The sequence below is a fragment of the Pseudomonas sp. AG1028 genome (genome assembly GCF_007993955.1).
GTDB classification, from domain to species: domain Bacteria; phylum Pseudomonadota; class Gammaproteobacteria; order Pseudomonadales; family Pseudomonadaceae; genus Aquipseudomonas; species Aquipseudomonas straminea.
The window spans coordinates 223,955-237,314 of the sequence record NZ_VIVP01000005.1; the positions used below are offsets into that span (position 1 = coordinate 223,955).

Genomic DNA, 13,360 nt, shown 5'->3' on the forward strand with positions numbered 1-13,360 from the left:
CGGCGCCCATCATGCACCTGCTGCGTACTCAGCCCGGCCAATCGCTGCCGGCCGACAGCATCGCCGACCTCGGCCAGACACCCGCCGAACTGGTGGTGCTGTGCACCGGCGATTCGCACCTGTCGCTGTTGGCCGAAGTCGCCCGCCATCTGCCCGAGGATTACCCCAGCCTGCGCCTGGCCAGCCCGGCGCAGCTGAGCAACAACGCCTCGGTGGATTTCTACGTCGAGCAGGTGCTCAGGCACGCCAAGGTGATCATGATTTCCGTGCACGGCGGCGTCAGCTACTGGCGCTACGGCATCGAGCGGCTGTTGGAGTTGGCGGGGCAGGGCAAGACGCTGATTCTTGTTCCGGGTTGTGACAACCCCGACCCCGAGCTCACGGCGCTGGGCAACGTGACCACCGAAGATGCCGAGCGGCTCTGGCAGTACCTGCGCCAGGGCGGTGTGGATAACGCCCGGCAGTTCTTCAACTGCATTGCCGACCGTTACCTGGGCCGTGACTATGGCTGGCAGACGCCGCAACCGCTGCCGCGGGTCGGCCTCTATCACCCGCGTATCGGCAATGCCTCGCTGCAGGACTGGCGCGGCGACTGGAAAGCGGATGCACCGGTTGCCGCCTTGCTGTTCTATCGCACCCATGTGCAGGCGGCCAACACGGCCTTCGTCGACACCTTCTGCCAGCGGCTGCAGGCCCAGGGCCTCAACCCTTTACCCATCGCCGTGGCCAGCCTCAAGGAGGCGGCCTGCCTGGCGCAGGTGGAGGATTGGCTCGATGAAGCGGGCGCCAGTGTGATTCTCAACACCACCGGTTTCGCCCAGTCCAACCCGGAGTCGCCCCAGGCGCGTCCGTTCCGCCGCGACGTGCCGGTGCTGCAGGCGCTTTGCGCCCTGGACAGCGAAGAACAGTGGCAAGGCAACGCCCAGGGCCTCGGCCCTCGCGACTTGGCCATGCATATCGCGCTGCCGGAGCTGGATGGCCGGCTGATCACCCGGCCCATCAGCTTCAAGGGCCTGGCCTTTCGCAGCGAGCGCAGCCAGAGCGACGTGGTCTGTTACCGCGCGCACCTGCCCGGGATGGATTTCGTCGCTGAACTGGCGCGTCGTCAGGCCGACCTGCAGCGCCTGCCGGCTGTGGATAAGCGCGTTGCTCTGGTACTCGCCAACTACCCGACCCGCGATGGCCGCATCGGCAACGGGGTCGGCCTGGATACGCCAGCCGCGGCGCTGAATATCCTGTGCGCCCTGCAAGCCCAGGGCTATCCGGTCGAGGGCCTGCCGGACAGCGGCACCGCGCTGATCCACCAACTGCTCGGCGGCGTGACCAACGACCTCGACAATCTCGACCTGCGGCCCTGCGCCCAGAGCCTGGCACTGGACGACTACCAGCGCTGCTTCGCGGCACTGCCCGAGGTCAATCGCCAGGCGGTGCTGGAGCGCTGGGGCTCGCCGGAAAGCGACCCGATGTTCCGCGAGGGTCGGCTGATGATCGCCGGCCTGCGCTTCGGCCTGACCTTCGTCGGCATCCAGCCGGCACGGGGTTATCAGGTCGATGCCGCGGCGGTCTACCACGACCCGGACCTGGTGCCGCCCCACGGTTACCTGGCCTTCTATTTCTGGATGCGCCACGTATACGGGGCCAATGCGGTGATCCACGTCGGCAAGCACGGCAACCTGGAGTGGCTGCCGGGCAAGAGCGTCGGGCTTTCCGAAAGCTGCTGGCCGACGGCGATTCTCGGCGCGCTGCCGAACATCTACCCGTTCATCGTCAACGACCCCGGCGAAGGTGCCCAGGCCAAGCGCCGCACCCAGGCGGTGATCATCGACCACCTGATGCCGCCGCTGACCCGCGCCGAAAGCTACGGCCCGCTGCGCGATCTGGAGCGCCTGGCCGACGAATATTACGACGCCAGCCAGCTCGACCTGCGCCGCGCCAGCGAGCTGCGTGGCGAGATCCTGCAGAAGGTGCGCGAGGCCAGCCTGGATCGCGAACTGGGCCTGCAGCTGAACGATGACCCCGCCAGCTGGCTGCCGCAGCTCGATGCCTACCTGTGCGACCTCAAGGAATCACAGATCCGCGATGGCCTTCACGTGTTCGGCGAGTCGCCGGCCGGGCAGTTGCGCCGCGACACGCTGCTGGCGCTGCTGCGCATTCCGCGTGGCGACGGGCAGGGCGGCAATGCCAGCCTGCTACGCGCCCTGGCTCATGACCTAGCACTCGATTTCGATCCGCTCGATTGCGATATGGCGGCGCCCTGGGCCGGCCCACGGCCGGAAGTGCTGGTGAGCCTGGGCGACGAGCCCTGGCGCACGGTGGGCGATACCCGCGAGCGCCTTGAGCTGCTCGGGTTGCGGTTGATCGAAGGGGCCGGGTCGGTCGGCCCGCTCAGCGAACTCGTGCTGCACGGTCTGCACGGCCATATCGCTCCGCTGCTGGACGCCTGTGGTGACGCCGAGATGCATGGCCTGCTCAGCGCGCTCGAAGGCCGTTTCGTGCCGTCCGGCCCCAGTGGCGCGCCAAGCCGGGGGCGGCTCGACGTGTTGCCGACCGGGCGCAACTTCTACTCCGTGGACGTGCGCAACCTGCCCACGCCCACCGCCTGGCGCCTCGGTGTGCAGGCCGCTGATCGCCTGCTCGAACGCCACCTGCAGGACGAAGGCGACCACCTGCGCCAGCTCGGCCTGTCGGTGTGGGGCACCGCGACCATGCGCACCGGCGGCGACGATATCGCCCAGGCCATGGCGCTGATGGGCGTGCGCCCGGTGTGGCAGGCCGGTAGCCAGCGGGTCGAGCGTTTCGAGGTGCTGCCGCTGGAGCAGCTCGGTCGCCCGCGGGTGGACGTGACCCTGCGGGTGTCCGGCTTCTTCCGCGATGCCTTCGCCAATCTGATCCGTCTGTTCGATGACGCCGTGCAGGCGGTTGCCGACCTCGACGAAGCACCGGACATGAACCCGTTGTCCACCCGGGTCTGGGAAGAAGCCCTGGCACTGCAGGACGGCGGGCTGGACGAACACCAGGCACGGCGCCAGGCTGGCTGGCGGATTTTCGGCTCCAAGCCGGGTGCCTATGGGGCCGGCGTGCAGAACGCCATCGAAGAGCGCCTGTGGGAAAGCCGTGCGGATCTTGCCGAGGTGTACCTGAACTGGGGCGGATATGCCTACGGCAAGGGCGTCGAGGGCGCACCGGCCCGCGAGCAGTTCGCCGAGCGCCTGGAGCGCATGCAGGCGGTGCTGCAAAACCAGGACAACCGCGAGCACGACATCCTCGATTCCAATGATTACTACCAGTTCCAGGGCGGCATGCTGGCGGCGGTGGAAACCTTGCGCGGTGGCAAGGCGGCCAGCTACTTCGGCGACAACAGCCAGCCCGACACGCCACGGATCCGCACCCTCAAGCAGGAACTGGCCCGCGTGGTACGCGCCCGTGCGGCCAACCCGAAGTGGATCGAGGGCATGAAACGCCATGGCTACAAGGGCGCCTTTGAACTGGCCGCGACCATCGACTACCTGTTCGCCTTCGACGCCACCAGCGAGCTGGTCGACGACCACCAGTACGCCCTGCTCACCGACGCCTACCTGATGGACAGAGACACCCGCGACTTCATCCAGCAGCACAACCCCGGCGCCCTGCAGGACATCATCGAACGCCTGCTCGAAGCCCAGCAGCGCGGCCTTTGGCAGGAGCCAGGCGAGTACCGCGAGGCCCTGGAAAACCTGCTGCTCGATAGCGAAGAAAGCTGACAACGCTCGTAGCCTGGCGTTGAGCGCAGCGATACCCAGGGCGATCTTCTGGGTGTCGCTGCGCTCAACCGATTTGGTTTGCAGTCTGTAGGATGGGTGAAAACCCATCAATTGCCGATGGGTTGCACCCATCCTACTGCCTGCAGTTAGCCCATTAGTTTGCCGGGTTGCCCTCAGCCTGACCCAGGTTTACCCTGGCCGCTCATTCCCCGCCGGAGTTTCGTCCAATGCGCCAGTAATGCCGTCGTGTACGCACGACCTGTGATCGTCCGCCGTGGCCCTGTGCCGCGCGTTTTCACGGCATTGCCTGGAGTCATTCATGACGAACTCGCCTGTTATCGCGCTCGAGCGTGTGTCCTTTCATTTCCCCGATGGCCAGCCATTGTTCGATGAGCTGAGCGAAACCTTCGATGCCCGCCACACCGGCCTGGTGGGGCGCAACGGTGCCGGCAAGAGCGTGCTCGGCCGGCTGCTAGCTGGCCTCTTGCAGCCAAGCGCCGGGCGCATCGTGCGGCCGGCTCGGGTTGCCTATCTACCCCAGGCTATCGACGTGGACGACACCACTCGCGTCGTCGACCTGATGGGCTTCGCGGCACCTTACGATGCGCTGTGTCGGGTGACCGACGGGCGCATGGGAGACAACAACATCGAGCTGCTCGAAGGCCGCTGGGACATCGCCGAGCGCTTGCATCTGGCGCTGCAGGACGACGGCTTGGCGCATCTCGCGCTGCATGGCCCGGCCGCCCAGCTCAGCGGTGGTGAGCGTACTCGGGTGGCACTTCTCGGCGCGTTTCTGGGCGATGCCGACCTGCTGGTTCTCGACGAACCCAGCAACCACCTGGATCGCGCCAGCCGGCTGCGCCTCTATCGGCGCCTGCAGCAGTGGCCGGGTGGGCTGGTGGTGATCAGCCATGATCGCGAACTGCTGGAGGGCATGCAGCGCATCGTCGAGCTGTCGCCTCTGGGGCTGCGCGCGTATGGCGGCAACTACGGTTTTTACCGCGAGGCGCGACAACGCGAGGAGCACGCCGCCCAGCAGGCACTGGCGCATGCTCGTAGCGAACGCAAACGCGGCGAGCGTGAACTGCAGGCTCAGCAGCAACGCCAGCAGCGTCGCACCGCCAGCGCAAGCCGAGATGCACGGCATGCCAACCAGGCGCAGATTCTGCTGGATCGGCAGAAGGGCCGCAGCGAGGCCAGCGCCGGCCGGTTGCAGCAGCGCCTGCAAGCGGCCAGCCGCGACCTCGACAGTGCCGTGCGCGATGCGGCGCAGCGGGTGCACGAAGGCCAGGCCATCCAGCTGCACGGCAAGGCTGGCGGCCTGGCCGAAGGCAAGCGGGTGCTCAGCCTGCGGGGCGTGCGGGCGCCCTACTCGGGGGCCGTCTTGCCGGACATCGAGATGTTCGGCCCGCGCCGGTTGGCCATCAGCGGGCCCAACGGTTGTGGCAAGTCGAGCCTGCTGGCGATGCTTGCCGGGCGGCTGACCGCCGTTGCCGGCGAGTGTCGGGTCGAGGTGCCGCTGGCCTATCTGGATCAGCAGCTTTCCTGCCTGCCGGGCGATGAAACGGCGCTGGATCACCTGCGTCGCTGCAGCCCTGGGCTGCCCGAGGCGCTCGCCCGTACGCGACTGGTTCACCTGGGGCTCGATGCCCGGCGTACCGTGCTGCCGTGCCGCCAGCTCAGCGGCGGTGAGCGCCTCAAGCTGGCGCTTGCCGGGGTGATAGACGGGGAATCGGCAGCGCCCCTGCTGCTGCTCGACGAGCCCGACAACCACATTGACCTCGACTCGCTGCTGGCCGTCGAAACCCTGCTGCGCGACTACCGCGGGGCGCTGATTCTGGTGTCCCATGACGCCGCCTTCGTCGACGCCCTGGCAATCACCGACCGCCTGGAATGGACGGCCCAGGGCTGGCGGTACGAGCGGGCATGATCCGTGAACTGGCGTAGTTCGGGTCGAGCGTAGCGACACCCGGGATGCATGCCCTGGGTATCGTTGCGCTCAACGCCAGGCTACGAGGTCAGACCAGGTGGCGCATGCGGATGGCGGCGTCGATCAGCATGCGTTCGGTGCCGGCCCAGCCGAGGCAGCCGTCGGTGATCGACACGCCGTAGCGCAGCTCGCCGCCCAGGCTCTGGGCGCCGTCGAGCAGGTGGCTCTCGATCATCACCGCGCGCAGCGCGCCATCGCCGGCCAGGCGCTGGTCGAGCACGTCGCTGAGTACTTCGGGCTGGCGCAGCGGGTTCTTGCCGCTGTTGGCGTGGCTGCAGTCGACCATGATCCGTGGCGCGATCCCCTGGCGCTCCAGCTCGGCCCGCGCGGTGGCGACGCTGGCGGCATCGTAGTTCGGCGCGCCATGGCCGCCGCGCAGCACCAGGTGGGTGTCCGGGTTGCCGTGGGTTTGCACCAGGGCCGGGCGACCCTGCGGATCGACGCCGAAGTGCTGGTGAGCGTGGGCCGCCGAGCGCATGGCGTCGCAGGCGATGCCAAGGCTGCCGTCGGTACCGTTCTTGAAGCCCACCGGCATCTCCAGGCCGCTGACCAGCTCGCGATGCACCTGGGACTCGCTGGTGCGTGCGCCGATGGCCGCCCAGCCGAGCAGGTCGTCTAAGTAGCCGGCCACCAGCGGCTGGAGGATCTCGCTGGCCAACGGCAGGCCCAGCTCCAGCAACTTGAGCATCAATTTGCGCGAACGACGCAGGCCTTCGGCCATGTCGCCACTGCCATCCAGCGCCGGATCGTAGACCAGGCCCTTCCAGCCCACCGTGGTGCGCGGCTTCTCGACGTAGGCGCGCATCACCAGCAGCAGGCGATCGCCCACGCGCTGGCTCAGTGCGGCCAGACGCTCGGCGTATTCGAGTACGGCGGCATCGTCGTGCAGGGAGCAGGGGCCGACCACCACCAGCAGGCGCGGGTCATGGCCATCGAGAATGGCGCGGATCGACTGGCGTTGCTGCTGCACCTGGCGGGCGAGGGCGGCGGACAGTGGCAGCTCTTCGCGCAACTGGGCGGCGCTGGGCAGAGGCGAGGTGTGGCGACGGCTCGGGGCGGCGACCAGATGCAGGTCGGCGGCTTTGGCGGTGGAGCGGGAATTGACGGCTACGGACATGGTGATTTCCTCGGCCGGCGCGGACGTTACCGCGCGCGGCGCACTATCGGGCTCGATGGGATGTTCGATTGAGTGGTTGAGCGGCGTGAGCGCCGGTAAATCGCCAGCTGTAGCGGTAATAGGTTTGGTAGGCGGTGTATGCGGTCATGGTGAAATCCTCTGTGAACGATCGATGTGCCGGAAAAACAAAACCCCCGGTCGGGAGGCCGACCGGGGGTTTCGAGAAACTGTCTGGTGGCGACCCTGAGTTGCTAGGGCGCCTGTGGGGTATCAGGCGCGCCTGTGGCTAAACCAATACCCATAAAAATACGAGGCGGCGACGACCACAGATGCCTGGGCACGCGCGATCACGATGCAGGCTGCATCGAGGCGAGTGGCGTTCAGAATCGGGGATGTGGACATGTGCGGCTCCGTTGAATGGGCTCGACGTTAATTCATCGTGGTGGTCGATTGCAAGCGCCGTTTGTTGAGCGCGCACGCTGCCTTGCGCGTCGCCACGGTCAGCGGCTCTGGCAGGCCATCGAGGGTGAACCAGCCGATATCGCTGTGTTTCTCGGGCTCGACGTTGCGCACTTCGCCGTCGAAGGTATCGGCCAGGTAGACCGGTGCCAGCCAGTGTTCGCCGCGCTGCGCGTCGATCTGATCGACCACGCAGAGCAGGCTCAGCGACGTCAGGCGGATGGCCAGCTCTTCCTCGATTTCGCGGCGCACCGCCTGCTCGACCGGCTCCAGCCAGTCCACCTTGCCGCCGGGCAGCCCCCAGCAGCCGGCTTCCGGCTCACGCAGGCGGCGTACCAGCAGCAGACGGCCGTCCTGCATGATGGCGGCGCCGCAGCCCAGTCGTGGTTGAGCGTTCATCAGGTCTCCTTGCGACCGATCCACTTGCCCACCTGCGGCGCTTCATAGCCATCGATTGCCGCCAGCAGCGCGTCGATATCCTGTTCGACGATCAGCATCTCGCGGTGCGGCGCCTTGACGAAGGCTTCGTCGACCATGTGATCGAGGAATGCCGTGAGGCGGTCGTAGTAACCGTTGATATTGAGCAGCGCGCAGGGCTTCTGGTGATGGCCCAGTTGCGCCCAGGTCCATACCTCGAAGAGTTCTTCCAGGGTGCCGACCCCGCCGGGCAGGGCGATGAAGCCATCCGACAGCTCGGCCATCAGCGCCTTGCGCTGGTGCATGGAGTCGACGATGCGCAGATCGTCGAGGCCGGTGTGGGCGACTTCCTTCTCCCACAGCGAACGCGGGATCACCCCGATCACTTCGCCACCGGCTTCGAGCGCGGCGTTGGCCACGGCGCCCATCAGGCCGACGGACGCGCCGCCGTACACCAGTCCGATGCCGGCCTCGGCGAGGGTTTTGCCGAGGCGCGTGGCGGCCTCGAGGTAAACGGGATTGGAGCCCGCGTTGGAGCCACAGAAAATGCACAGGCGCATCGAAATCTCCCTGATGGTTCGGCATGCCAAACCAGCGACCTTAGCAGACGAGCGGGGCAGCGCACGACTGCTCGCTGGTACAATGCCGCCTTTGCCCAGCCCGGATCGCCCCATGACCGACACCGTCCATTTCCCCCTCGCCGCCGTGGTCGGCGCCGACTCCCTGAAATTGGCGCTGTGCCTGGTGGCGGTCGATCCTGCCATCGGCGGCGTGCTGATCGAAGGCCCGCGGGGCATGGCCAAGTCGACCCTGGCCCGTGGCCTGGCAGCGCTGTTGGAAAGCGGCGTGTTCGTCACCCTGCCGCTGGGCGCCAGCGAAGAGCGCATCGTCGGCACCCTCGACCTGGACGCGGCCCTGGGCGAAGGCCGCGCGCAGTTCTCGCCGGGCCTGCTGAGCAAGGCCCATGGCGGGGTACTGTACGTCGATGAGGTCAACCTGCTGCCCGATCATCTGGTCGACCTGCTGCTCGATGCGGCGGCCAGCGGCGTCAATCATGTCGAGCGTGACGGCATTTCCCACCGCCACGCTGCGCGCTTCGTCCTGATCGGCACCATGAACGCCGAAGAAGGCGAGCTGCGACCGCAACTGCTCGACCGCTTCGGCCTCAACCTGGCCCTGGATGGCCAGCCGCAGCCGGGAGCGCGCGCCGAGATCGTACGCCGCCGCCTGGCCTTCGATGCCGACCCCCGGGCGTTCGTTGCCAGGTGGGCCGAGCAGCAGCAGGCCCTGGCCGCGCGCTGCGGGCAAGCGCGCGCGCGCGTAGCGAGCATCGCCCTCGATGACAATGCGCTCGACGCCATCACCCAGCGCTGCTTCGCCGCTGGCGTCGATGGCCTGCGTGCCGACCTGGTCTGGCTGCGCGCCGCCCGCGCCCATGCGGCCTGGCGCGGTGCCGACGCCATCAGCGAGGAGGATATCGAGGCCGTGGCCGATTTCGTGTTGCGCCACCGTCGTCGCCACACGCCGCCGCAACAGCAGGCACAACCGCCAGCCAGCCCGCCACCCCAGGCGCCAAGCGAGCAACCCACTGCAGGCGAAGGGCAGTGGGGTGAGCTGCCCGCGCAGGCGCAACCCACCGGCGAACGCCGCGAGCCGCCGCGCTGGGTAAAAAAGCCCTAGGCATTCCCCCGCGTGCCAAGGCGGGGACGGATGCCAGACCGACACCAGGCAGACAGGCAGGCGGGCGCAGCGGTGCCAAGCGGCGCGGCGACAGCGGCGCCATCGACTGGCTCGCCACCTTGCTGCAAGGCAAGCCCAGGCGTCGTGCCGACCTGCAATGCCGCCCGCGCAGCAACGCCCCCACGCCGCTGTGGCTGATCGTCGTCGATGCCTCGGCCTCCACCCGCCGCCACGGCGCCCTGAGCAAGGCCAAGGGCCTGCTCGCCGAGCTGTTCGAGCGGGCCTACCGGGAGCGTTCCCGCATCGCCGTGCTCGACGCCCACGGCGCGCAGCCGCAATGGCACTGGCAGGGCCAGAAAGCCTCCGGCGCCCTGCAAGGCTGGTTGGGTGACCTCGGCGCAGGCGGTGGCAGCCCGCTGATCCCGGCCCTGCAGCAGGCCCACGACTGGCTGCAGCGCCGCCAACGGCTCAAGCCCGGCGAGGCGCAACGCCTGCTGGTGGTGACCGACGGGCGTTTGCGCGAGTGGCCGGCGCTGCCGCCCAGCCCGTGCCCGGCGACCCTGGTGGATATCGAGTGTGCGCCGATTCGCCTCGGGCGCGCCGTGCAACTGGCGAGTGAGCTGGGTGCGGATTACTGCCATATCGAGTCGCTGCCCCAGCTGCCACGGCTCTGAGCGTTTCCTTGGCCACCTGGCGTTGCCGTAGACTGTCGCGCCAACTTCGCAACCAGGCCACTTTTCGATGCACACCCTCGACCAATTGCGTTCCGGCCAGCTCAAGGGCATCAGCCGCCTCGATCTGTGCGCGTCGCTCACGCACTTTCCCGAGGAAATATTCACCCTGGCCGACAGCCTGGAAGTGCTCAACCTGAGCGATAACCAGCTCAGCGATCTGCCCGAGGATCTGCACCGGCTGCATCGTATGCAGGTGCTGTTCTGCTCGAACAACCGCTTCGAGCATGTGCCCGAATCCGTGGGCCGCTGCCCGTCGCTGCGTATGGTCGGCTTCAAGTCCAACCGTATTCGCCAGCTGTCCGCCAGGGCGCTGCCGCCGCGTTTGCGCTGGCTGATTCTTACCGACAACTGCCTGGAAACCCTGCCTGCCGAGCTGGGCGACTGCAGCGAGCTGCAGAAGCTGATGTTGTCTGGTAACCGCCTGCGTGAGATCCCAGCGAGTTTGGCGCGGCTGCACAAGCTGGAGCTGCTGCGCATCGCCGCCAACCAACTGCCCGCCTTGCCGGATTTCCTGCTGCAAATGCCCAGCCTGGCCTGGCTGGCCCATGCCGCAAACCCCTTCGAGCAAGCGGGCGCCGTCGGGTCCCGCGCGCCCGATGTGCGTTGGGCCGACTTGCAACTGGGCGAGGTACTGGGCCAGGGCGCATCGGGCATCATCCACCGCGCCGACTGGCAGCGGGCCGACAGCCAGCGCGAAGCTGTTGCCCTGAAACTGTTCAAGGGGCAGATGACCAGCGATGGTACGCCGCAGAGCGAAATGGCCGCGTGCCTCGCGGTCGGCCAGCATGCCAATCTGATCGGCGCGATTGGCCGCGTCGTCGACCATCCGCAAGGCGAGCAGGGTTTGTTGCTGAGCCTGGTCGAGCCGCGTTTCAGCATCCTCGCCGGGCCGCCGAGCCTGGAAAGTTGCAGCCGCGATGTCTATCCGAGCGACTGCCGCGCGCCTTTCGCGAAGGCGCTGCGAACTGCGGGTGGCATTGCCTCGGCGCTGCGTCACCTGCACGAGCGCGGCGTTACCCATGGCGACCTCTACGGCCATAACATCCTGATCGACGAGGCCGGCAACGCGCTGCTCGGTGACTTCGGCGCGGCGTCTTTGCTGCCTGCCGCCGCACCGGCGCAACGGGCCTTGCTGCAGCGCATCGAGGTGCGTGCGTTCGGCATTCTGCTCGAAGAACTGCTGCAGCGCTGCGACGTGCCGGCTGAGCATACGGCTCGGTTGGCCGAGCTGGTGCGGCGCTGCCAGCAGCCGCAGGTCGGCGCTCGTCCGGACTTCGTGGAGGTCGATACGACGCTGGCGCGCTTGCTGGCCATGCAGTCGGGCAACCGTGATGAGCCAAGCGCAGATGCCGGGATGGATCTGCCGCCGAGCTGATTTCACCCGCTCATTCGGTATAGCGCAGCACCAGCAGCTCGCGGTTTGCGATGCTGTCCGCGAACAGTGCCCGAACCTGAGCCCCGTTATCCTCGCGGGCATACAGGCGGTTCAACAGGTCGAGCAGGCTGGCGGTCTGGTGCCCATCAAGCGCTCGTGAGCGACGGAAGGCGATGAGGCTGGCGCCGATGCCGAACAGGGCGTAGCCGTAGTAGTGTTCCAGATGCTCGGCCAGGCGGAAGTTCTCCTGAGGCGACAGGTCGCTGGAAAAGTAGCCATTGGCGAAGCCATAAATCGCTTCGCAGGCGCGCTGTACTGGAAGGCGCAGCAGATAGCATTCATCGTCGAGCACGGCGAGCAGATCGGTATTGGCAGCCACCAGATCGGCGAGGCTGTCGTCGTCCAGACGCAGATCCTTGGCGAACAGGTCGTCGAAGGAGACTCCCTCCAGGGCCCGTTCGAAGCCGATGCGGCGAATATGCAGGCGCTGCTGCAGCGACAGGTCGTCGCGTGGATAGCCATCTTCCAGCCAGCTCGCGGCGATCCCCGCTTCCTGCAGCCAGTCGCCGCTGTCCAGATCATGGCGGTGGCTCGCATGCATCGCGGTGTAGAGTGCTTGGCCCAGATCGTCCAGCGTGAACAGATGGCGATGCCCGTCGGGCACATCGTCATAGGCGCTCAGCAGCTCTTGCAGCGAGGTCGGCTGGTGTAGCCGGAAGCATTGGCCGAGCAGGTGGCTGTCGGGTTCATGTACGGGATCGAGTCGCATTGGGGGCACCCATTGGAACGAGGGGGCTCCATCATAACGTCCTCTTGCCGCCCGGCACCCGCTCAGTGCCTGGCTTGCGAGGGGGGAAACCCGTACTGGCGCTTGAAGGCGGCGCTGAAGCTGCTCAGGTGTTCATAACCGGCCAGGCTGGCAGCGTCTTCGATCGACAGTGATTGCTGGCAGATGGCGTGATAAGCCTGTTCCAGACGGCGTTTGCGCAGATAAGCGGCAATGGTGATGCCGTTGCGGCTGCGGAAGGCGTTCTGCAGATCGACCGGGTTGGTACCCAGCTGGCGGGCCATCTCGGCGATGCTGAGGTCGTTCGCTTCGCCACTGTCGAGCCAATCCCTGAGGCGCAGCAGGCAGCGTTCGAGGTGGTTGCCGAGGCGTTTCTCCGGCGGCGCATCGATGCCGCGCAGGATGTCGCTGGCCAGGTCGAGGGCGAAGCTTTCCCGTTGCAGGCGCTGCAGCAGCGGAGGTAGGCCGGCATCGCGCGCCAGCAGCTGGTGAGCGCGCTGGAGGATTTCCGCTGACGGCTGCCAGGGCAGGTTTTGCCAGTGGTTGCGGCTGAAGCGCAGCAGGTTGTCGCTGCACAACTGGCTGGCGAAGGCGAAATGCTGCAGCCAGCCTGGGGTGATGCTCAGGCACACCTTGGTTTCCTGGCGCTCGCATTGCCAATGACGCTGAAACTGGTCCGCATCGGTGAGGTTGACCAGCATGGCGCGCTGGCCGCCTGGGCGCGCATCGAAGTGCAGGCGCTGGTGCGGCAGGCTGACCTCCGCCTCGCCGCTCAGCAGGAAGGCGGCGGTGATTCCCGGAGCCAGACGATTTTGGCTGCTGGCATCGACCAGATCGCGGCTCTGGCTGAAGTACAGCACCAGGCCGTCGCCGAGTATCTGCACCTGCTGCTCGCCATCCAGCACCGGCAGTTCGCCCGGCATCTCGCGCTGGAAATGCAGGTTGCCGCCCAGGTTATGGGCGACGTCGCTGAGCTGGCCACAGGTGAAGACCGTCATGGCGGGTCTCTCGGGAAGTTTGCTTGCGGCTAATTTTTCCTTTTTTTCGCCTAAGCGGGCAAG

At 67.1% G+C, this 13,360-nt stretch carries 10 protein-coding genes; 5 read left to right on the forward strand and 5 right to left on the reverse strand.

The window, feature by feature from the left end:
• The first annotated feature begins 11 nt into the window (after positions 1–11).
• Together cobN and FB481_RS09945 are read left to right on the forward strand one after the other, a co-directional pair.
• Positions 12–3,740, forward strand: a complete 3,729-nt coding sequence (gene cobN, locus FB481_RS09940) for a cobaltochelatase subunit CobN (protein ID WP_147176222.1) — start codon at positions 12–14, stop codon at positions 3,738–3,740.
• Positions 3,741–4,059: 319 nt separating this feature from the next.
• On the forward strand, positions 4,060–5,670 hold the full coding sequence (locus FB481_RS09945) for an ATP-binding cassette domain-containing protein (protein ID WP_147176223.1): 1,611 nt from the start codon (positions 4,060–4,062) through the stop codon (positions 5,668–5,670).
• 88 nt (positions 5,671–5,758) lie between these two features.
• Here the strand turns inward: FB481_RS09945 and FB481_RS09950 are convergent, their stop codons facing one another.
• The 3 genes from FB481_RS09950 to FB481_RS09960 form a co-directional block, all read right to left on the reverse strand.
• Positions 5,759–6,847 (reverse strand): 3-deoxy-7-phosphoheptulonate synthase, encoded by a 1,089-nt coding sequence (locus FB481_RS09950; protein WP_256662726.1) that lies wholly within the window; start codon positions 6,845–6,847, stop codon positions 5,759–5,761.
• 429 nt (positions 6,848–7,276) lie between these two features.
• Positions 7,277–7,705, reverse strand: a complete 429-nt coding sequence (locus FB481_RS09955) for an NUDIX domain-containing protein (protein WP_147176224.1) — start codon at positions 7,703–7,705, stop codon at positions 7,277–7,279.
• Positions 7,705–8,283 carry a TIGR00730 family Rossman fold protein gene (locus FB481_RS09960; RefSeq protein WP_147176225.1) on the reverse strand — a complete coding sequence of 193 codons (579 nt, stop codon included), beginning with the start codon at positions 8,281–8,283 and terminating at the stop codon, positions 7,705–7,707. The genes FB481_RS09955 and FB481_RS09960 overlap by 1 nt, the downstream gene beginning before the upstream one ends.
• A gap of 112 nt (positions 8,284–8,395) precedes the next feature.
• On the opposite strand from FB481_RS09960, the gene FB481_RS09965 reads away from it, so the two are divergent.
• The 3 genes from FB481_RS09965 to FB481_RS09975 all read left to right on the forward strand — a co-directional run bounded on the left by FB481_RS09965 (position 8,396) and on the right by FB481_RS09975 (position 11,512).
• Entirely contained in the window at positions 8,396–9,403 is a 1,008-nt protein-coding gene (locus FB481_RS09965) for an ATP-binding protein (RefSeq protein WP_147176226.1), read from the forward strand.
• Entirely contained in the window at positions 9,385–10,077 is a 693-nt protein-coding gene (locus FB481_RS09970; protein WP_178109866.1) for a VWA domain-containing protein, read from the forward strand. The genes FB481_RS09965 and FB481_RS09970 overlap by 19 nt, the downstream gene beginning before the upstream one ends.
• Before the next feature lie 67 nt (positions 10,078–10,144).
• Positions 10,145–11,512, forward strand: coding sequence for a leucine-rich repeat-containing protein kinase family protein (locus FB481_RS09975; protein ID WP_256662727.1), 1,368 nt, complete (start codon positions 10,145–10,147; stop codon positions 11,510–11,512).
• 10 nt (positions 11,513–11,522) lie between these two features.
• On the opposite strand, the gene FB481_RS09980 is transcribed toward FB481_RS09975, so the two are convergent.
• Positions 11,523–12,281 carry a hypothetical protein gene (locus tag FB481_RS09980; protein ID WP_147176228.1) on the reverse strand — a complete coding sequence of 253 codons (759 nt, stop codon included), beginning with the start codon at positions 12,279–12,281 and terminating at the stop codon, positions 11,523–11,525.
• A gap of 62 nt (positions 12,282–12,343) precedes the next feature.
• Positions 12,344–13,297, reverse strand: coding sequence for an AraC family transcriptional regulator (locus FB481_RS09985; RefSeq protein WP_147176229.1), 954 nt, complete (start codon positions 13,295–13,297; stop codon positions 12,344–12,346).
• Positions 13,298–13,360 lie beyond the last annotated feature (63 nt).